The sequence below is a fragment of the Pseudenhygromyxa sp. WMMC2535 genome (genome assembly GCF_011083025.2).
Genome location: NZ_JABJWV010000001.1, coordinates 102,550 through 122,479, shown reverse-complemented (window position 1 = coordinate 122,479; position 19,930 = coordinate 102,550). Strand labels below are relative to the sequence as shown.

Genomic DNA, 19,930 nt, shown 5'->3' with positions numbered 1-19,930 from the left:
CGTCCACGGATGCTCGACAGGTGCGGACTCGCGCCAGACTCTTGCGCGCGCTGCTCGCCCTCCTCGAGGAGGGGCCCTTCGAGGCGCTCAGCGTGCGGCGGATCTGCGCCGAGGCGGGCATCGGCTACGCGACATTCTTTCGCCATTACCCCGACAAGACCGCCTTGCTCGACGACCTGGCCGCCGACGAGATCAGCGAGCTGCTGCGCGAGTCGATGGCGGTGCTGTCGCGGGATGACCCCTACCAGGCCTGTGTCGCCTTGTGTCGCTACGTGGCCGAGCGCGAGGCGCTGTGGCGCACGCTGCTGACCGGCGGCGCCGCGCCGATCTTGCGCGAGACCTTCGTCGAGCAGGCGCGGGAGATCGCGGCGGTGCACGGCGAGCCGATCCCCAAAGGTGACTGCCCCCTGGACCTGCGGATCACCTTTGCGATCTCGGCGACGATCGAGGTGTTGGCGTGGTGGCTCGGCCAGGAGGATCCGCCCGCGATCGAGGACCTCGCCAGGTACCTCAGCCGCCTGGTGATCGAGCCGACGATGCGCCTGCCCCTGTGAGCGCTACTCGGCCGGCGTCGCGCTGGCGGGTTCGCCCTGGCCAGCCTCGCCCTGGGCAGCCTCGCCATGGGCAGCCTCGCCATGGGCGAGGGCGTGCAGCTGATCGGCGCGGCCGTCGAGGCGCGCGGCGAGGGCCTCGAAGAGCGCGTCGAGGGCGGGGGATTGGGGGTAGGGGCGCTCGAAGAGCTGCATGTACGACAGGGCCAGCGGTCCGCTGCGGCGGTAGCAGGGCTGGGCCTGGGCGGGATCCTCGGCGACGAGCATGGTCAGCTCGGGCTGGCCGTGGCCCTCGCCCGACCAGCGCAGCTGGAGGCCGCCGGCGCACGGCCTGGCGCCGAGCAGGGTCCAGCCCGCGAGGGCGTCGGCGTCGAGCTCGAGCAGGGCGGACAGGGGCGCCGCGAGGTCGGCCTGGCTCCAGTCGGCCTCGAAGGGGTCGCGCTCGCTGTCGAGGCTGGCGAGCTCGATGGCCGCGCCGTAGTGCTCGCTGATCCCCCGGTGAAAGAGGCCGCCGAGCAGGAAGTCGTCCTGGACCTCGTTGGCGGCGGCGGCGTCGCTGAGCACGGCGCCGCTGTACCAAAACTCGAAGGCCGCGCGCGCGCGTGCGAGTGTCTGCTCGGCCCGGGCCACGTAGGCCTCGCAGCGCTCGCGGGTCCAGCCGCCCCGGTTCAGGAGCTGCGCGACCTCGACCGCCTGGCTGACGGCCAGGCCCGCGCCCACGGAGTAGACCGGATCCGAGAACCCGTAGGCGTCGGCGAGCAAGATGAAGTCGCGGTCGGCGGGGACCTTGGCCCGGCGGGCGAAGCCGCCGCGCGTGTGCAGGCGATCGAAGGGCGAGGGTCCATCCTCGCCGCGGCGGGCGAGGACGAAGTGCGGGGCGGCGTGGGCCTCGGCGACGGCGCGATACTGCTCCGGCGAGACCGGGCCGTGGCGCGAGACCACGCCGAGGCTCAGGCGCTTGCCGCCATAGAGGGGGATCTGCCACGTCCACAGCCCGCCGCCCTCGTCGACGAGGGCCAGCCAGGTGGTCTTGGCGAGCTCGCGGGCGTCGAGGCTGGCGTCGGGCAGGGGCTGGCGGTGGCGCACGTCGTAGCGCAGGGCCTTCCAGCCGCGGGCCTCGATGGCCGCCGCGAGCGCCTCGGGGCGCTCCTCGACGACGTCGTAGTAGGCCCAGGTGGCCCAGCCCGGGAGCAGCTCCTCGACCTCGCCGCGCGAGCGGGCGACGACCATCGCGGGTCCCGAGCAGTCGAGGATCAACCCCGACACCTCGATGGGGCCGGCGCTGGTCTCGACGCGCTTTTGCTGCCAGTCGATCGCGGTCACGGCCGCGCGGCGGATCTCGATGCCCCAGGCCGTGGCCATCTCGGCCTCGAGCTCGGCGCGGGCGACGTGCATGGCTTCGCCGATCTCGGGCCCGCCGATCGGGAAGTAGGCGAGCTCGCCGTTGGCCACGAAGGTCGTGCCGTACTTGGGCGTGAACGACGGTAGGGCCTGGATGCGCGGCAGCAGGGCCGCGAGCGCGGGCGGGCGAAAGAGCTCGGGGATCAGCGACTCGCCGATCTTGTAGCCGCCCGGGGCGGGGTCGAGGACGAGCACCGACTCGCTCTCGAGGTGGTGGCGCAAGGTCAGTCCGGCGACGCCAGCGCCAATGATCAGGTGCTCGACCCGCTCGACTTGCACCTCGGCAGGGTAACAGCCCGCCGCTTGCTTACCAGCGTTTCACTGTCTAGTTCTACTTTACACTTTGATGGCACAGTGGCAGCCTGAAAAAGGAGGTTCTCCATGCTGGATACACAACGCTTGACCAACCTGTTGCCGGTCAAGATGCGCGCTCAGGTCGACAGCTACTTCGAGGCGCTGTCGGTGTTCATGGAGATCCGTGATCCCAAGGTGCTGCGCGCCCTCGGCCCCTCGGGGGTCCGCGGCATGCTCTTGCAGCGCGGCAAGCAGGGCGAGCCCACGCGCATCCCGGTGCGCTACGCGGCCCACTTCGACTGGACCTACCCGGCGGATCAGCCCGAGATGGCCGAGCTCTACCGGCGCGCCAAGCTCGGCCAGTGGGACGCCGACGAGCTGCCCTGGGAGACACAGGTCGACCCCTTCGATCCGAGCACGCCGCTGCTGCCCGAGCGCTTCTTGGACTCGCGCAGCCTCGGGGATCAGCTGGGCATCCGCTTCAGCGACGACGAGTTCGCCAAGATCAGCTTCAGCGTGGCCTGCTGGCTGCTCAGCCAGTTCCTCCACGGCGAGCAGGGGGCCTTGTTCGCCGCCGCCCAGGTCACCGAGGCCGTGCAGCTCTTCGACGGCAAGCTCTACGGCGCGACCCAGGTCATGGACGAGGGCCGGCACATCGAGGTGTTCAGCCGCTACCTCGACCAAAAGCTCGGCCGCCTCTATCAGATCAACGACAACCTGTTCGTGATCATCGACTCGCTGATGTCCGACGCGCGCTGGGACATGAAGTTCCTCGGCATGCAGATCATGGTCGAGGGCCTGGCCCTGGGCGCCTTCGGGGTGATCTACAAGGTCACCGGCGAGCCGCTGCTGCGCGCGCTGCTCGAGCGGGTGATCCAAGACGAGGCCCGCCACGTCCACTACGGCGTGCTCGCCCTGCGCGAGCACATCACCAAGCAGCTCTCGGCGCGCGAGCGACAAGAGCGCGAGGACTGGGCCTTCGAGGTCGCGCTGCTCATGCGCAACCGCTTCATGGTCTACGAGGTCTACGAGGAGTGGTTCGAGGGCCTGATGAGCCGCGAGCGCTGGCGGGCCTTCATCTCCGAGGCCCCGGGCATGCGGATGTTTCGCCAGGTCATGTTCTCGCGCCTGGTCCCCAACTTGCGGGCGATCGGGCTGATGAGCGAGCGGATCATGCCCTACTACGAGAAGGTCGGGCTGCTGCGCTACCTCGACGGGGCCTCGGCCGACCAGCTGAGCGCGGAGCGGATGCTCCTCGATCTCGATCTCGATCTCGGCGGGCCGCTGCTGAGCTGAGCCCAACTGGCCCAGCCCCAGCTCAGCTCAGCTTGTCGTCGATGTGCGGGACCAGGACCTGGGCGAGGAGCTTGGCCCCCGCGCCGCTGAAGTGCACGCCGTCGGCGGCGCGGATGGTCACCGACTCGCCGTCACGCTCGATCCGGCGGGCGTAGCCCTCGCTGAGCCGGCCGCGGGTCGGGAGGTAGTAGCCGCGCGGGTGCTCGGCCATGGCGTGGGCGACGAGCTCGTTGATCCGGGCCATGCGCTCGTCGAAGTCGTCGGACTTCATGGCCGGCATGCCCAGGAAGACCACGCGGCGCTTGGGCCCGGCGATCGGCGGCGCGACGATCTCGGCGAAGGCCTCGACGCGGCGGCGATACTCGGCGGACCAGCCGGGCTCGGGCCAGCGGATCCACCGCGGCTCGGCGTCCTTGCCCATCCACAGGCCCTGGGCGTCGTTGCCTCCGAACATCGCGATGGTCACCGTGGGCGAGAACTCGGCCACGAGCTCGCGGGCGCGCTCCATCCAGTCGAAGAAGTCGGGCCGGGCCAGCCCCGAGGAGGTCTTGGCGTCGCGCAGGGTCTCGTGACCCAGGGCCGCCATGCCGCGCTCGAGCTGCTTGCCGAGGGCGCCGTGGATCGCCGAGCCGCCGAGGATCAGCGCTCGATGTTCGCCCGCGTGGGCCCGCCGGGGGATGGCCAGGGACGCCAGGGCGCCTGCCAAGCCCAGCGTGACCGCTCGTCGAGAGAGGTCGCGCGATTCGGACATGGCGACACCAAAACGCGGATCGCCGCGGATTTCAAGGGCTGCGCGCCTGCGCGCCCACCTGCGGGCAGTTGTGCTCAGTAGACCGCGCCGTGGAGCGTCAGACGCAGGCGCACGAGGCCGAGGCGGCCGCTGCCACCCCATGGATCCAAGCGCACGGCCTGGGTGTTGTTGCCGGGGATCAGGCAGTCGCCGAGGTCGACGCCGACCTTGTGGACCTCCCACGAGTGCGAGATCTGGGTCTCGACGCCGCAGCCGTTGAAGGGGTTGTAGACGTCGACGGTCGCGCTCGAGCTGACCGAGACGCTGCGGCCCTCGTAGCAGACCGAGGCGTAGTCGTAGCTGACCATGCCCGCGAGCCCGATCATGATCTGCCACTGGCCGCTGATCTCGGCGACGATCCCGATGGGGTCGTTGTTCATCGAGTTGGCGCCGATCGACCACACTTCGGGCCAGCTCATGCCCTGGTAGGCCCACTCGTCTTCGCCCCAGCCGGGGGTGTCGGAGTAGCTGTAGGAGGGCGAGCTGACCGAGCCGAGCTGCCAGTACTCGATCTCGACCCAGGGGCCGTCCTCTGGAAAGCCGCAGTTGTCGAAGCTCTCGGGCTCGCCAGTGGTGGTGTCGTCGTCGGTGGAGCCGTCGTCAGTCGAGCCGTCGTCAGTGCTGCCGTCGTCAGTCGAGCCGTCGTCGGTGGAGCCGTCGTCAGTCGAGCCGTCGTCAGTGCTGCCGTCGTCAGTCGAGCCGTCGTCGGTGGAGCCGTCGTCAGTCGAGCCGTCGTCGGTGGAGCCGTCGTCAGTGCTGCCGTCGTCAGTGCTGCCGTCGTCAGTGCTGCCGTCGTCGGAGGCGTCGTCGCCAGTAGCAGTCTCTCCGCTCGTGTCACCTTCGGTCGTGGTCTCGCCGGTGGCGGTGTCGTCGGTGGAGCCCGAGCCGTCGTCGGCGGCGCTCTCCGAGCCATCGATCTCGTCTGCGCCCTCTTGGCTCCCCGAGTCATCGATCTCATCGGACCCGACCTCCGCGCCGGTGTCGCTGGCTCCCTCGTCGCCGCAGCCGACGAGGCCGACGAGGCCGAGGGCGAAGAGCAGACCGATGTAGGGACCAAAGAAGGGGCGCGCGCGCGTCATGATGGGCCCATACAATCATCGAGGTCACCCGGAGCCAACTCCTCGGTGGGGAAAAAGCGCCGCGGCCATCGGCGCTGGCGATGGCCTACCATGGAGAGGCCATGCAAGGGGCCTCGACCGCGCCAGCCGCCGCATCTGCAGCTCGAGCTCCGCTGCCGCCCGGCTCCGACGGCCTGCCGCTGATCGGCGAGACCATCGACTTCCTGCGCTCGCCCTCACGCTTCTCCAGCGAGCGCTTCGAGCGGTACGGCGGGGTGTTCTACGCCCGGGTGCTCGGCAAGCCCACGGTGTTCTTCAACAGCGCCGAGGCCAACCACTGGATCTTCGCCGGTGAGGGTCGCTACCTCGAAAACGAGTGGTCGTCGGCGGTCCGCAAGCTGCTCGGGGCCCGCTCGCTCTCGCTGATCTCCGGCGAGGCGCACCGGGCCCGGCGCAAGCTGCTGGCGCCACACTTCAAGCGCACGGCGATGGCCGGCGTGGTCGCGCCCATGGACATGGTCGTGCGCAGGCACCTGCGGCGCTGGCAGACGGACGCGGCGCTCGGGCCGATCGCCGTGGTCCCGCACATGCGCGCGCTGGCCTTCGAGGTCGCGGCCACCTACCTGCTGGGGGAGACCGCCGACCTCGGCGTCTCGCTGGAGGATCTCAGCCGCGACTTCGAGACCTGGACCAAGGGGATGTTCGTGCTCGCGCCGGTGGCCGTACCCCAGACCCGCTTTGGCCGGGCCATGGCCGCGCGCGGGCGGCTGATGACCGCCATCGATGATCTGGTCATGCGCCGCGACGCCGAGGACCGCCGCGGCGTCGACGTGCTCTCGACCTTGCTCGATGTCCGCGACGAGGCGGGCGAGCTGCTGCCCCGGGACGTGATCGTCGATGAGCTCCAGCTGCTGCTCTTCGCCGGTCACGACACCACGGTGACGGCGACCGCCAACGCCATCTATCACCTGGCGCAGCGCCCCGAGCTGCGGGCGCGGGCGCGGGCCGAGCAAGACGGCCTCACAGACCGCCGCATGAGCCTCGAGACCCTGCGGGCCATGCCTTTGCTCGAGGCGATCATCAAAGAGAGCATGCGGCTGATCCCCCCGATCGCCGGCGCCTTCCGGGTGATGCTCGAGGACGCGGAGTTCGGCGGCTACCGCATCCCCAAGGGCTGGCGCGTGGCCGTGGGCGTGGGGGGCGTGCACGGGCGCGCGGACTACTACGACAGCCCAGCGCGCTTCGACCCCGATCGCTGGCTCGACGGGCGCTGCGAGGACCTGCCGCCCTTCGCCTACATCCCCTTTGGCGGCGGCCCGCGCAGCTGCCTGGGCATGCACTTCGCGCAGCTCGAGATGCACATGGTCCTGGCGCAGCTGCTGCGCGACTTCGACTGGTCCCTGGTCCCGGGCCAGGATCTGCGCTTTCGAGAGGTGCCGCTGCCGCTGCCGCGCAGCGGGCTGATCATCGCGCTGGGCTACCTGCACGGCTGAATCTGGGGCGGGCTCACCCGCCTGCTCGAGATCAGTAGAGTAGGTAGCGCAGCCGGTACTCGTCGATGGTCCCGGCCTGGGTGACCCAGCGGATCATCGCGTTGGTCTCGTCGAGGTTGAAGGCGCGCACGTGGCCGGCGGTGATCAGCTGTCCGACCTGAGCCTGGTTGTCGCCGCGCCAGCCATCGGCGGTCATTACCGCGCGGCGCAGGGGTCGACGGGGCATGGCGTGTATGCGCTTGGCGAGGTCGAGCCACAGCCCGCGCGGCACGTCACTGAGTTCCGATGTGTCCAATACAGACACATGTGTGTGACCCGTCTGCGGGATGATTTCACCGAGCAGGTGTAGCCAGCTGTCGATCTGTGCCCGGGTCTGCGCGTCGTCGGCGAGGGTGCCGTGTAGACGCGTGAAGGTGCAGCCAACTGTCCATCGGATCGAAAACAGCCGATGAACGATCTGCTGGTCGGGCCAGAGGGTCTCGTGGGCTGCGCGCATGCGGCGGAGTCTAACCACCTTGTCCAAAAGAACGGAACCGGCCAGCCGGCTCGCCAGTGCAAATATGGCCAGCATGGCACGAGGAGACATCATTCGCGCGAGATGCGAAAAATTGCGTAGAAACGATGATTTACAAGTTGCGTGTGGTGCGCTGTTTCTTGCGTGTGGACAGCTCGTGACCGATCACAATTCGATCTCGAGACGCTGGGCCATCTTGCACCAGCATGTTCGAGGCGTTTTGGACCACAAAAAGCCCCCGACTGGCGCAGGCCAGCGGGGGCTCTCGAAGAGCGCGGCCCGAAGGCTCGCTCAGAATTTCCCAGACAGGACCAGGCCGCCGAGGGCCGGCGTCACGCGGACGTGGGCCTCCTCTTTGGACTTGGTCTTCTTCTTGGCGTTGGTGAACACGATGCCGCCGATGGCGACGACCGCGATGCCCGAGGCCAACAAGATGCCGCCGACCTTGGCCGAGCTGTCGTGCTTCTCGATGTCCTCGAGCACGGGGGTCTCGGCGCCCTGGGCTTTGTCGCCGAGGGCGGTGAAGGCGATGGTCAGGCTGAGGCCGGTGAGCGAGACGACGCCGCCCGCAGCCATGAGCCCGATGCCTGCCCGGCGCATGGTCTTGGCCTGAGCGATCTGCTCGGGCGTGGGACCGACGGGCTCGGGCTCGGGCTCCGGTTCGACTTCGGGCTCGGGCTCGGGCTCGGGCTCGGGTTCGACTTCGGGCTCGGGCTCGGGCTCGGGCTCGGGCTCGATCGGCTCGGGCTCCGGCGGTGGCTCGATCTCCACCGGCTCGATCTCGCCGTAGGTGGGCTCGGAGGCCGCGTCGGCCGGAGCGTCGGCGGCTGCTTCAGCGGGGGCTTCGGCAGCCGCGTCAGCGGGCGCATCCGCGGGCGCATCAGTGGTGGGTTGCTCGGCCGGGGCGCCTTGGGTCCCGGCCTGAGCGGCGACGGGCGCGAGGCTCAGGGCGATGGCGGCTGCCATCGCCGGGCAGATACCCCAGGCACGGACTCGCGCGCTGGTGCGCGCAGGATCATTGGCAAGCTGTCGCATGGGCTTCACTCGTAGGCCGGGAGTTCATCGTCGAGCACGCACATCCCGAGGTCGGTGTTGCAGCGCACGGAGAAGTCGGGGTTGATGCCGTTCTTGTCGTCGTTGCAGTCGTCGTTGGTCTCGCAACCCACGGCAGGGTAGACGCCGACGACGTGGTAGCTGGCGGTGCAGCCGTCGCGGCTGTACTCGAGGTCGGCCTCGAACTGCGTGCCCTGGGCGTCCGCCGAGACCACGAAGCGGGCGTTGCTCCACGAGTAGCGGACCTCGGTGGCCGGCTCGGCCGGGAGGCTCTCGTCCTCGTCCTCGGTCTCGGGATCGTCGAGCACCTCGGGCAGCTCGGGGAGCGAGACCGCGGCGTCCTCCTCGAACTCGTCGACCATGCAGAAGGTGTCGTCGTCGGGGAAGCCGGTGGTGAAGAAGCCGATGGCGTTGCCCTGGTAGAAGACCTCGTCGCTGTCCTCGGGGGCGATCCCCCCGCGGGCTTCGGCGTTGTCGATCAGCACGCCCAGGGACTCGGGGCGGATCGCCAGCTTGGCGTTTTGATAGTCGGGGGTGCCGTTTTGGCCGCCCTCCTGGAAGTAGGTCTGCATGCCCAGGACGTCGCCGGGGAGCTGACCACAGGCCGAGTCGGGGTCACCGGACTCGAGGGTGTACTCGGCGGCGAAGTAGCCGTGGGCGCTGGTGCAGTTGAGCAGGGGCTGGGCGCAGCTGGTGGTCAGCGCCACCGTGGCGCTCGTGGCCAGGAGGAAGGTCGCGCAGAGGATCGTGGGGCGAGTCAGCATGATTCACTCCGATCAGAAGTTCAGGCGAATGCCAAAGCGGAACTGCCGCGGCGATTGGTAGGCCGTGGGGTTGCCGAAGTTCGGGTTCTTGACGATTGCCTCGCCGTTGACGTCGGTGTGCGTCTCGAGGTCGCTGAGGCTGCCGCCTTCGATCGGGTTGACGTCGGAGTAGGTGTAGTTCTCGTCGATCGCGGTGACCGCCTGGAAGTTGGCGACGTTGTAGACGTCCATGGTCACTTCCATGCTCAGGTCGGGGTTGAAGTACTTGCGGTAGCCGATGTTGGTGTCGATGCGGAACACCCAGGGCAGGCGCTCGCCATCACCGCGGGAGATGAGGAAGGCCTCGCCGCTGCCGTAGAGCTCGTGGGAGCCGAGCACGTTGGTCGGGCCGCCGGAGGACGCCCGGAACGAGCCGCCGAGCATCAGGGCGTTGCCGTTGCGGAACGGGATCTCGCCGGCGGAGAACACCTTGAGCGCGTGGCGGTGGTCGCCAGGCAAGTAGCCGAAGCGGTTGTCGAGCAGCGAGATCAGGTCGAAGTCCGAGTTGATGTTCGGGTCGAGCTGACCGGTCTCGGGGCGGAACAGGCCAGCGATGTTGCCGCGCAGCCACGAGAGGGTGTAGCTGCCGGACACCAGCCAGTTCTTGGCGAAGCGCTTGTCGAAGTAGACGATGACCGCGTCGTAGATGCGCTGGCCCTTGGGGAAGTCCTTGGCGATGCCCGACCCGGGGTTACCGATGAAGTAGGTCGTGGCCTCGTCGCGGCTCATGTCCTCGATCACCTGGCTGAGCCAGCGGTGCGTGTAGGTCGCGCCGAGCTTGCCGCCAGGGATGATCTCGTACTCACCGCCGGCGACGATCTCGTCGCTCGACTGCGGCTTGAGGTTGGGGTCGACGGCGGTCTTGCCGGCGCCGTAGGAGTAGTAGTAGCGGTCGGGGTCCGCCGGGCCGCCGATCGCCAGGGTGCTGGCGCCGGACTGGCAGTCGTCCGCGAGGCTCTGGGGATCGGTGGGATCGCAGAGCGAGGAGGCGTAGAGCCCACCGACGCCCGGCTCACCGGAGCCGGCGCGGTCGGCCAGGTTCAGGGGCACGCTCTGATAGAAGCGCGCGTAGTTGGCGAAGATCTTGGCCTTGCCAGCCTGCGTGGGGTCCCAGATCAGGCCGACGCGCGGCGAGACCTGGTTGGGCAGGGCCATCGACAGCAGGCCGTCGCCGCCGAACAGGTGCTGGGCGTCGTAGCGCAGGCCGATGTTGAGGGTGACCTTGTCCATGATCGACCAGCTGTCCTGGATGAACCCGCCGATCGTCGTCGAGTAGACCCGCCACTGAAGGCTGGCGAGATCCGTGATCTGGTCGGGACCGGTCAGGTAGCCGTAGCGGCGCAGATCCTGGAAGTAGCTGCCGCTGGTCGCCTCGCGGTAGTACGCCCCGCCGGTGTAGCCGCGGGCGCTGTCGTACTGCATGTACTCGAAGTCGACGCCAAACTTGACCAGGTGGTGGCCGGCGCCGGTCAGCAGCCGGGCCGCGTTCGAGCGGACCTGGAGGCGGTTGAGCCGACGCTCGCGGATGAAGCCCGGGCCGCCGACGCTGAAGGTGGTCGCCGGACAGGTGATCGTCCGGTTGGAGGCGTCCATCGGATCCTCCCAGGGATCACAGGCGGCCGCGTCCGCGCCGGGGGGCAGGTCGATGAACTCGGTGACCGAGTGATACTCGGGGTTGTTCTGGCGGTAGAGCACCGCCGGGGTCCCGGCGAGGCCGGTCGAGCTGCCCAGGGCGCTGCCGTCGACGGGCAGCGCGGTGTTGAGCTGGTTGTGCCAGCCGATGGTCGTCGAGATGTCCCAGCGGTTGTCGTCGGCGAGGACGTTCCACTGGAGCTGGACGTCGGCCGAGTTGTCGCGGTAGCTGTTGGCCAGGTTGTCGTAGGTGCCGAGCACCGAGCTGACCTCGGGGTTGCCCGTGGACGCGTTGATGCCGTAGGTGCCGTTGCCGCCCGAGAAGGTTGGGGCATAGATCCCCAACAGCTCGATGGTGTGGTTCTCGGCGGGGGCGTAGGTCAGCTTGGCGAGGGCCTGGACCGTGGTGCCCTGGGCCACGCGGTGGACCTCGGTCCCGGGGATGCGCTCGGTGATGTTGTAGCCGGTCTCCTCGTCGGTGAGCGGGATGCCGGTGTCGGGGTCGACGACCAGGCGGTTCCACGAGGTCGCGACGTCGTAGCGCGTGTGCGAGATGCTGACGCCGCCGTAGAACCACAGCTTGTCGCGGATGATCCGGCCGCCGACGTCGAAGCCGGCGTCGCCGAGCCACAGCAGCTGGCGCTCGGCCTGGATCGTCTGGCCCGCGCGGACCGGGGCCTTGCGGTAGCCCTCGAGCTGGCCCGGGGTGAAGAAGGCCCACACGCCGCCGTGGAAGTCGTTGGAGCCCGACTTGGTGACGGCGTTGATGACACCACCGGTCGCGCGCCCGTGCTCGGGCATGTAGCCGCCGGACTCGACGCGGACCGTGTCGACGAACTCGACGCTCAGGCTCGTGCCCGCGAGGCCGAAGCCCGGGTCACCCACCGACAGGCCGTCGATGGTGTACTTGTTCTCGGGCGAGGTCGTGCCCGCGACCGAGGTGCCATAGAGGTCGGAGGCCGCTCCGGGGGTGGCCTCGGCGAGTGACTCGAATGAGCGGTTGGCTCCGCCCTTGCCCGTAGGTGTGACAATGGGCACACGTCGGGCCATTTCACTGTCGATGGACAGACCCGTCGAGCTCGAGGTCGTATCGACCGGAGGCGAGATGACCTCGATCTCGGTCGCCTCCTCGGTCGGACGCAGGTTGAAGTCGACGCGGGCCGTATTACCGGCGCGAAGCTCAATATTGGGCTGACGCTTGGCCCGGTTGCTGTAGTAGACCTTGAGCTCGTAGGTCCCCGGGGGGAGATCGGGGATGCGATACAGGCCCGTGCGGTCCGTGGTCATGGACCGCTCACCCTGGAGCTTGTCACTGGTGACGACCACGACGGCGCCCTCGATACCTTCACCGGTATCGGGGTTGCGGACGACACCCGTGAGCACGGCGTCATTGGGGCCGGCTTCGGCCTCCTGGATCATGACGAGCTGTGCGGCTGCTGTCGTGCCAATCGATAAGAAGGCCGCAAGCCAAACTTTCCTGCGCATTCTCTGTTCTTCCGCCTAAAGGGAGGTGTGAGCCAGACTCGTCCCGGCTCTATACCGACCTTGTAACTCCATCTTGAATGGACATGCAACCTCGATTTATCTGACTTCGCGGCGCCAGACCCATTGCGCGAGGGATGAGGACCGATCCGAGCCACCGCAATCATAGCGAAGGATCGCCACGATGTACGCCGAAGCCATCGCGTGGATCGATCCGTGGCTTGTAATGTGCAGCACAGGGATAGCCTCGGATGTCGGGTGTCGGTCGATCGTCTCGCGTCTCGAATTCGCCGGAGCAGCGTTCACGTCCATCGAAGCCGCGGGCGCGCAGGCGCAGGCGCTCGCCCTCGGGGGGCGCGTCGATCCACCAGATCTCCCAGATCCAGCGCGTATCGTCGAGCTTTACCGGGAAAATCAAAAACTCTTCACCGCGTTGATCGACCGGGCGATTCCCACGTAGGAGCGTCTGCCAAGCCCCGGCTTCATCGCGGCGCTGAACCTCGATCTCGGGCCATGGCTGCGCGTCCGACCAGTTGGGGACGGCAGTCTCGAATTGCAATCGGGGCAGGGCCTCGATCGGCGCCTCAATCTGTAGCTGTCGATGAAGGCGGTCGGGAAGATCGTCGAGGACCCGCCGGGCTCGTGGGCCGGATCGCAGGGCGAAGTGCTCGCGTCGCCCGGGGCGATCGCGGGCGGCGAGGCCGGGGGAGCCCTCGGGCAGCCCGGCCTCGCCCCGACCGACCTTCGCAGATAGGGTCCCGAGGCGCTCTGCGATCAACGTGCCGGCATATTGCCCCCACAGGGTCGAGCCGCCCTCGTAGTGCTGAAGGGCGTACTCCTGCGGGGTCACGAAGTAGCTGATGTATTCGCCGGCGAGGCCGATCAGCAGCGGCCGCGGGGCGCTCGGAGGATCGTCGCGGGCGATCCTCGCGCGAATCCTGGCACCCATGACCGTGGTGAATTCACCAGGGAGGCCGGCGATGGTCAGCGGACCGAGGCGATGAATGGAGAGCGGAACGGTCTGGGCGTAGGTCTCGCGGGGGAAGCCCAGCCAAAAGAGCATCGGTGGCACGGCGGGCTGCTTGGGGCCCTGACCAGCCCGCCGGTGGCGAGTCACGGTGTGGCCCTCGTGGATCCGCGGACGAAAACGCGTGGGCCCGTCCTCGGCTCCCGCGAGCATGGACTTGCCCGGGAGCGCCCGGGCGGCGGTGCGGGCTCGCGGGGGGCCCTCGACGGGCTGGTCGGCCATGGGCTGGCGGATGAAGCCGCTCTCGATCGCCCCGAGGAGCGCCTGCGCGCGACAGGGGTCCGGGGCGTTTTCGACCGGCGCCTCCGCCTCGAGCCGCGCGCTGTCGACGATGGCCGCGGCCAGGCGCTGGCCGAGCTCGAGCGTGGTCTGGCGGCCCTGCGTCTGCCAATTGGGGGAGACGTCGCCCTCGGGTCCGTTGAAGAGGGCGACCACGGGATCGGCGTGGGTCAGCCCCTGGGCCCGCCAGCGCGCGGCCAGGGCCGCCTCGGCGCGGGCGGTGGCCACGGCGAAGAAGTCCCCGCTGTAGACGTCGGTCGCGTTGAGCATGGCGGTGGGGTGGGCGGAAAAGAAGGCGGCGACCGCCAGGGGTCGGCCGGCCGCGTCCTCGATCCTCAAGGTGGTGAGGGTCGGGTCGACGGCCTGGCAGGGATCGACGCCCTCGACCTCGCGCGGGTACTCGGGGCAGGTCGGAAGATCCGCGTTGGCGGCGAGCAGGGCCGGGGCCTCGGGGTTCTCGAGGAAGGGCGGGAGGCTGCGGTTGCGCGCGATCAGGGGGACCCTCGCGCTGTCGAGGCGCAGCTGGGCCGGCTGGCTGGCGGCCGCCGCCGCGGCGATGGCCGCCGCGATCCGCCGGGCCAGGAAGTCGCGCAGCTCGGGATCGAAGCCGGCCTGCGGCCCGACGGCGCGGCTATAAAATTTATCGCTCGCGAAATTGGCCGGGCCGTGGTGGGTGTGCGTGGCCGAGATCAGCACCTGCGCGCGGCCGAGCTGGCGCAGATCGTGGTCGGCTCTGACATGCTCGACCACGTCGTCGGCGAGGCCCGCTGGGATCCCCCAGAGATCGGCGACGACCAGGACCAGGGGCTCGCCGTGGGGGTCCTCGATGTAGACCGCGCGGGCCCAGAGTCGGTTCCACAGGCCGTAGCCCGTGCCTCCCTCGAGGGAGTGGCCGCCGAGGGGGACGCCCGGCAGGGGGGTGATGTCGACCTTCGCCGCCCCGGCGCGCATGCTCGGCGCGGCTGCGTCTTTGGCCGAGGGCGGCGCGGCGTCGTCGAATACCGGGGCTTCGTGGCGCCTCGGTGCGGCGCAGGCCAAGCCCGATGTCCCGGCGAGCAGCGCGGCCGAGCAGACCAGCAGCTGGGGGATGCGCATCGAGCACAGGCTACCTTGACAGCCTCGGCCGCGGGGCCGAAAACCCAAGCGTGCTAGTCGTTCAAAAATACGGCGGCACCTCCGTCGGCACCCTCGAGCGCATCCGCGCCGTGGCCGAGCGCGCGCTCTCGCGGCAGCGCGAGGGGGACCGAGTGGTGGTGGTGGTCTCGGCCATGGCCGGGGAGACCAACCGGCTGATCGCCCTCGCCAACCAGCTGCACGCCATCGGGCGTCACCAGCAGCAGGCGACCGGCACCGACGGCAAGGGCTGGGTCGCGCCGGTCAAGCGCGACGACCCTGGCTTCGAGCGCGAGCTCAGCCAGCTGGTCAGCACTGGCGAGAAGGTCTCGGCGGCGCTGCTGGCCATGGCGATCCAGGACCTCGGCGGTGAGGCGGTCTCGCTGATCGGCCACCAGCTCGGGCTGGTGACCTCGGGCAGCTTCACCAACGCGCGGATCGTGTCGATCGACGCGGCCAACATCCACGCGATGCTCGACGCCGGCTCGATCGTCGTCTGCGCTGGCTTTCAGGGCCTCGACGAGGCCGGCAACGTCACCACCTTGGGCCGCGGCGGCTCGGACACCTCCGCGGTGGCCATGGCCGCGGCGATCTCCGCCGACGTCTGCGAGATCCTCACCGACGTCGACGGGGTGTTCACCGCGGATCCGCGCCTCGTGCCCTCGGCCCGCAAGCTCGAGCGCATCTCTCACGAAGAGATGCTCGAGCTCGCCAGCTTGGGCTCGAAGGTGCTGCAGATCCGCTCCGTCGAGTTCGCCAAGAAGTTCAACGTACCGGTGCACGTGCGCTCGAGCCTGCACCTCGAAGAAGGGACCTGGATCGTGCCCGAGACCCCCGACATGGAGGCGGTGCTGGTCGCCGGCGTCGCCCTCGACCGCGACGAGGCCAAAGTCACCCTCACCAATTGTCCCGACGTGCCGGGGACCATCGCCACGGTGTTCACCGCCCTCGGCGAGCGCGGCATCGTCGTCGACATGATCATCCAAAACGCCAGCCGCGAGGGCCACACCGACGTGACCTTCACGGTGCCCCAGGCCGAGCTCGAGCGCACCCGCGAGGCGCTCTCGGGGCTGGCCGTGGCCAGCCAGCCCGACGTCGAGATCCTCGCCGACCCCAAGATCGCCAAGATCTCGATCGTCGGGGTCGGCATGCGGACCCACGCCGGCGTCGCGGCCAAGGCGTTCTCGATCCTCGCCCGCGAGGGGGTCAACATCCAAATGGTCTCGACCTCCGAGATCAAGGTCTCGGTGGTCGTCGACGAGAAGTACGGCGAGCTGGCCGTACGGATGTTGCACGCGGGCTTTGGTCTCGAGGCGGGCGCTACCCGCAGTTGACGCCGTCGACCACGACGTTGTCGCTGATCCACGGCACCGCGCTGGGCGGCTCGGTGTTCATGTACATCTCGAGCTCGAAGCTCAGCGCGCAGGGGTAGGTGTCGAGGGCGTCGAAGCCCAGGAAGTCGATGCTGCCCGTGCCGCCGCCGGCCTCGAAGTCGGGGTCGCTCTTGTCCTCGGGGCAGTCGGTGGTCCCCTCCCAGGAGCGGACCAACTCGACGCGCCAGGGATCGTCGATCTCGACGTCGAAGTCGTCGAACATCTGCGGCGAGATCAGGACCATCTCGGAGCAGGTGGTGACGTTGAAGTTCTGGCGGGTGACGACCACGCGGTTCGAGGACCCGGGCGCGGCCTCGGCCGTGTAGGTCGAGAAGTCCTGGACGCCCGTGTCCTCCTCGCTGCTGGACTCGGTGGTGTCGGTGGACTCGGTGGACTCGGTGGTGTCGCTCGTGTCCGTGGACTCCTCGGTGGTGTCGGTGGACTCGGTCGTGGTGTCGGTGGACTCGGTCGTGGTGTCCGTCGTGTCCGTGGTCGAGGTCGTGTCGGTGGTGCTCTCTTCGCCGGCGTCGGTCTCGATGAACATCACGTCGTCGTCGCTGCCAGAGTCGCCGCAGGCGGCGAGGGGGAGCAGCGCGGCCAGGGGGAGCAGGTAAGTCAGGGGCCGGGTCGTCATGGTCGAGCATGCTACCGCAGGGGGCTGCTATGGTCTGCGGCCGTGGCCGAGCTCCCGATCTTCGCGCTTCGTGGCGACTACCTGGCGGCCCTGGCCGGTGCGCGACCCGTGGTGGTCACCGCGCCCACGGGCTCGGGCAAGTCCACGCAGCTGCCGCCTTGGACCGCCGAGGCCCTGGACGCCCCGGTGCTGGTCGTGGAGCCGCGGCGCGTGGCCTGCCGGGCCCTGGCGCTGCACCTGGCCCGGGCGCGGGGCGAGGGCGAGCCCGGCGGCTACGTGGGCTACCGGGTGCGCTTCGAGGATCGCAGCGGCCCGGGGACGCGGCTGCTCTTCGTGACCCCGGGCATGGCCCTCAACCTCTACGCCGCGGATCGCCTGGCCGGCTGGGCGGCGGTGATCATCGACGAATTTCACGAGCGCAGCTGGGAGGTCGAGCTGCTCGTCGCGCTCCTGCGGGGTCTGCGAGCGCGGCCAGAGCAGGGCCCCAAGCTGGTGCTGTGCTCGGCGACCCTCGCCGCCGAGGACCTGGCCGGGGCGCTGAACGCCGCGGTGATCCGGGCCGAAGGTCGCAGCTTCCCCGTGGCGATCGACTACCTCGGCGAGAGCGCTGAGGCCCCCGGCGAGCGCGACCTCGAGCGCCGGGTCGCCGCGGCCGTGAAGGAGGCGCTCGCGCGCGAGCCCGGGGACGTGCTGGTGTTCTTGCCAGGCAAAGGCGAGATCGACCGCTGCGCGGGGGAGCTCGAGGGCCGGGCTGCCGGGGGTGGGCTGGGGGCCGAGATCGAGTGCGTCGCGGTCCACGGCGGCGTGCCGCCGCAGGTGCTCGTCGACGCCTTCGCCGAGCGCCCCCCGGGGGCCCCGCGGCGGGTGTTCTTGGCGACCAACGTGGCCGAGAGCGCGCTGACCTTGCCGGGGGTGCGGGCGGTGGTCGACAGCGGCCTGGCGCGCATGCGTGTCCACCGTGGCGGGCGCTCGGTGCTCGCGCTGACCACCGTCGCCCGCGACAGCATGGATCAGCGCGCCGGCCGGGCGGGCCGCGTGGCGCCGGGTCGCTGCCTGCGGCTGTGGTCCCAGCGCTTCGTCCCGCGGGAGGTCACGGCCCCGGAGATCGAGCGCATCGAGCTCGATGACCTGGTCCTGCGCGCGGCGGGCTGCGGCCTCGACGGCCCGGCGCTGGACCGGGCGCCGTGGCTGGCGGCGCCGCCGAGCTTCGCCCTGGACGCGGCCCGCGAGCGCCTGCGCAGCGTCGGCGCCCTCGCGGCGCAGGGGCGGATCACCGCGCTGGGTGAGTCCCTGGCCGGGCTCCCGGTGTCCGCCGAGATGGCCCGGGTGCTGCTCGAGCCGCCGCCCGAGCTCGCCGCGAGCCTGGCCGAGCTCGTCGCGCTGCTCGAGCTCGGGCGCAGCCTGGCCCTGCCCCTCGGCGCCCTGCAAGGCAGCCGCCGCGGGGCGGTCGACGAGGCCCGGGCGGCGCTGCTGCGCGAGCTCCCGGGCGGCTGCCGAGACGAGGTCCACGCCTCGCTGTGGCTCCTGCGCCACGGCCGGGCGGCGACCCACGGCCTGCACCCGGCGCGGCTGCGCGAGGCTCGACGCCTGGCCGACTCGCTGGCGGAGCTGGTCGGCGCGCGCAGGGGAGCGGGGCCCTTGCCCGCGCGCGCGGCTTTGGTCGCGCACCTGCTCGCGCGCATCCCCGAGGCGCTCTTCGTGCGGCGTCCTCGGGCGGATCGCGATCGCGGTGGAGGTCGTGGGCCAGGCGGTCGCGCTCGCAAGTCGCCGCCGCCGACCCCCTGGGGCAACGGCCGCGTCGAGCTCGGGCTGCGCGAGTGGACGGCCTGGGGTCTCGAGCCCGAGGCCCGGGACCCCGAGCCGCGCGCTGGCCTGATCCTGGATCACGAGTGGATCGGCACCGGCAGCCGGGCCCGGGGCGCGGGCCGGATGCTGCTGCCCTGTAGCTTCGCCGAGGTCGCGGCGGCCGGCCTCGGCGAGCTCGAGGTCACCGAGCCCAGCGTGCGCTCCAAGCCCAGCCAGCCGCTCGAGGTCGTGGCCAGCGTCGAGCGGCGCTACGCCGGGGCGGTGCTCGAGCGCGAGGCTCGTGTGCTCGAGGGGGAGGCGCTGCGCCGGGCCGTGGTCGCGATGCTCATCGAGGGCCGCCGCCTGCCCGGCCTGGCCGGGGACTCCGGCAGCGCCGCCGTCGAGCTGCGCGAGCGCGTCGCCGACGAGCTCCACCTGTGGACGCTGATCAACGACGCGAGCGCGGCCGCGGGCCAGGCCTCCCCCTTGCCGCCTGCGCCGAAGCCCAGCGACCCGCGAGAGGACGGGAGCGGCCAGCTCGAGGCCTGGCTCGAGCCGCGCCTGGCCGGCTTGGGCCTCGAGCAGGGCGAGGACTGGTCCCTGCTCGAGGCCGACGACCTCAGCCCGCGCTGCGCCGTGATCGACGAGGCCAGCGCGGCCCTGGTCGGCGACCGCGAGCGCGACCCCGCGAGCTTGCTGGCCGACTTCCCGCGGCTGTGGAGCGAGCGCGGGGCGAGCTACGCCTGCGCCGTGGACTTCGAGCGTCGCCGAGTGACGCTGCGCCCCGACAACGGCAGCGCGCGCAAGCGAGGCGAGCCCAAGCGCGAGCTGCTGCCGCGCTTTCGCGGCTTCTCGGTGTTCTTCGTCCAGGCCAGCCGGCGCTTGCGGCTGCGTTAGTGTGCGCGCCAGAGGACTTGAAGGGTCTCAGGCGCCGGACCGCCGGTTGCTGACGAGGCGCGAGGAGGGAGTTTGTCGGGCACAAATGACTGACGAGCAACGAAGTCCTCTGGCGCGCACACTAGTGCGCGGCGCTGGTCTGATTCGGGTGCTCGCCTCGCGGCCTGGACTCTGTGTAGTCGTGATCACTGTGTGATCGTGATTACGCAATTTTGTTGGGTGGATCTGAGCTTCGAAGTGACCCTTTGGACACTCGAACCATGAGGCCCTCTGATGGCCGGGAGTTGAACCATGTCCATGTCCAGCCAGTACGCGATCCGGTCCGAGCTCTTTTACCCCCGCTACTGGGCGATGGTCTTCGATCTATTGGAGTCTCAGGCCGCTGCCTACGCCGCCGAGGAGGCGGCACGCGAGGCGCAGGAGCAGGAGGACTCCGCCGAGCTCGCCGCCTGAGC

Annotated in this window: 15 protein-coding genes; 6 read left to right on the top strand and 9 right to left on the bottom strand. The window is 70.0% G+C overall.

The window, feature by feature from the left end; genetic code table 11:
* Positions 1-20 precede the first annotated feature (20 nt).
* Positions 21-554: a TetR/AcrR family transcriptional regulator gene (locus G6O69_RS00465; protein ID WP_172301470.1), complete on the top strand. Its 534-nt coding sequence runs from the start codon at positions 21-23 to the stop codon at positions 552-554.
* 3 nt (positions 555-557) lie between these two features.
* On the opposite strand, the gene G6O69_RS00460 is transcribed toward G6O69_RS00465, so the two are convergent.
* The gene (locus G6O69_RS00460) at positions 558-2,231 is read right to left on the bottom strand and encodes a tryptophan 7-halogenase (RefSeq protein WP_172301468.1); all 1,674 of its coding nucleotides are present in this window, start codon (positions 2,229-2,231) and stop codon (positions 558-560) included.
* Positions 2,232-2,333: 102 nt separating this feature from the next.
* Between G6O69_RS00460 and G6O69_RS00455 the strand changes: the two genes are divergently transcribed.
* Positions 2,334-3,542 carry a ferritin-like domain-containing protein gene (locus tag G6O69_RS00455; RefSeq protein ID WP_255215659.1) on the top strand — a complete coding sequence of 403 codons (1,209 nt, stop codon included), beginning with the start codon at positions 2,334-2,336 and terminating at the stop codon, positions 3,540-3,542.
* Positions 3,543-3,564: 22 nt separating this feature from the next.
* Here the strand turns inward: G6O69_RS00455 and G6O69_RS00450 are convergent, their stop codons facing one another.
* Both G6O69_RS00450 and G6O69_RS00445 read right to left on the bottom strand, forming a co-directional pair.
* On the bottom strand, positions 3,565-4,293 hold the full coding sequence (locus G6O69_RS00450) for a DUF459 domain-containing protein (RefSeq protein WP_172301466.1): 729 nt from the start codon (positions 4,291-4,293) through the stop codon (positions 3,565-3,567).
* Positions 4,294-4,367: 74 nt separating this feature from the next.
* On the bottom strand, positions 4,368-5,411 hold the full coding sequence (locus G6O69_RS00445) for a hypothetical protein (RefSeq protein WP_172301464.1): 1,044 nt from the start codon (positions 5,409-5,411) through the stop codon (positions 4,368-4,370).
* A gap of 101 nt (positions 5,412-5,512) precedes the next feature.
* Between G6O69_RS00445 and G6O69_RS00440 the strand changes: the two genes are divergently transcribed.
* A complete protein-coding gene (locus tag G6O69_RS00440) occupies positions 5,513-6,883 on the top strand; it encodes a cytochrome P450 (RefSeq protein WP_172301462.1) in 1,371 nt (456 codons plus the stop codon).
* Positions 6,884-6,914: 31 nt separating this feature from the next.
* Here the strand turns inward: G6O69_RS00440 and G6O69_RS00435 are convergent, their stop codons facing one another.
* The 5 genes from G6O69_RS00435 to G6O69_RS00415 all read right to left on the bottom strand — a co-directional run bounded on the left by G6O69_RS00435 (position 6,915) and on the right by G6O69_RS00415 (position 14,768).
* Positions 6,915-7,379, bottom strand: a complete 465-nt coding sequence (locus G6O69_RS00435) for a hypothetical protein (RefSeq protein ID WP_176396536.1) — start codon at positions 7,377-7,379, stop codon at positions 6,915-6,917.
* A gap of 309 nt (positions 7,380-7,688) precedes the next feature.
* Positions 7,689-8,363, bottom strand: coding sequence for a hypothetical protein (locus G6O69_RS00430; RefSeq protein ID WP_217909733.1), 675 nt, complete (start codon positions 8,361-8,363; stop codon positions 7,689-7,691).
* 74 nt (positions 8,364-8,437) lie between these two features.
* Entirely contained in the window at positions 8,438-9,214 is a 777-nt protein-coding gene (locus G6O69_RS00425; RefSeq protein ID WP_172301458.1) for a hypothetical protein, read from the bottom strand.
* Positions 9,215-9,226: 12 nt separating this feature from the next.
* Positions 9,227-12,370 (bottom strand): TonB-dependent receptor, encoded by a 3,144-nt coding sequence (locus tag G6O69_RS00420; RefSeq protein ID WP_217909732.1) that lies wholly within the window; start codon positions 12,368-12,370, stop codon positions 9,227-9,229.
* 160 nt (positions 12,371-12,530) lie between these two features.
* On the bottom strand, positions 12,531-14,768 hold the full coding sequence (locus G6O69_RS00415; RefSeq protein WP_172301454.1) for a neutral/alkaline non-lysosomal ceramidase N-terminal domain-containing protein: 2,238 nt from the start codon (positions 14,766-14,768) through the stop codon (positions 12,531-12,533).
* Between the two features lie 50 nt (positions 14,769-14,818).
* Between G6O69_RS00415 and G6O69_RS00410 the strand changes: the two genes are divergently transcribed.
* A complete protein-coding gene (locus G6O69_RS00410; protein ID WP_346016984.1) occupies positions 14,819-16,120 on the top strand; it encodes an aspartate kinase in 1,302 nt (433 codons plus the stop codon).
* Here G6O69_RS00410 and G6O69_RS00405 read toward each other — a convergent pair.
* Positions 16,107-16,793: a hypothetical protein gene (locus G6O69_RS00405; protein ID WP_172301450.1), complete on the bottom strand. Its 687-nt coding sequence runs from the start codon at positions 16,791-16,793 to the stop codon at positions 16,107-16,109. The genes G6O69_RS00410 and G6O69_RS00405 overlap by 14 nt on opposite strands.
* 42 nt (positions 16,794-16,835) lie before the next feature.
* On the opposite strand from G6O69_RS00405, the gene G6O69_RS00400 reads away from it, so the two are divergent.
* A complete protein-coding gene (locus tag G6O69_RS00400) occupies positions 16,836-19,475 on the top strand; it encodes a helicase-related protein (RefSeq protein WP_172301448.1) in 2,640 nt (879 codons plus the stop codon).
* A gap of 291 nt (positions 19,476-19,766) precedes the next feature.
* Entirely contained in the window at positions 19,767-19,928 is a 162-nt protein-coding gene (locus G6O69_RS00395) for a hypothetical protein (protein WP_172301446.1), read from the top strand.
* Positions 19,929-19,930 lie beyond the last annotated feature (2 nt).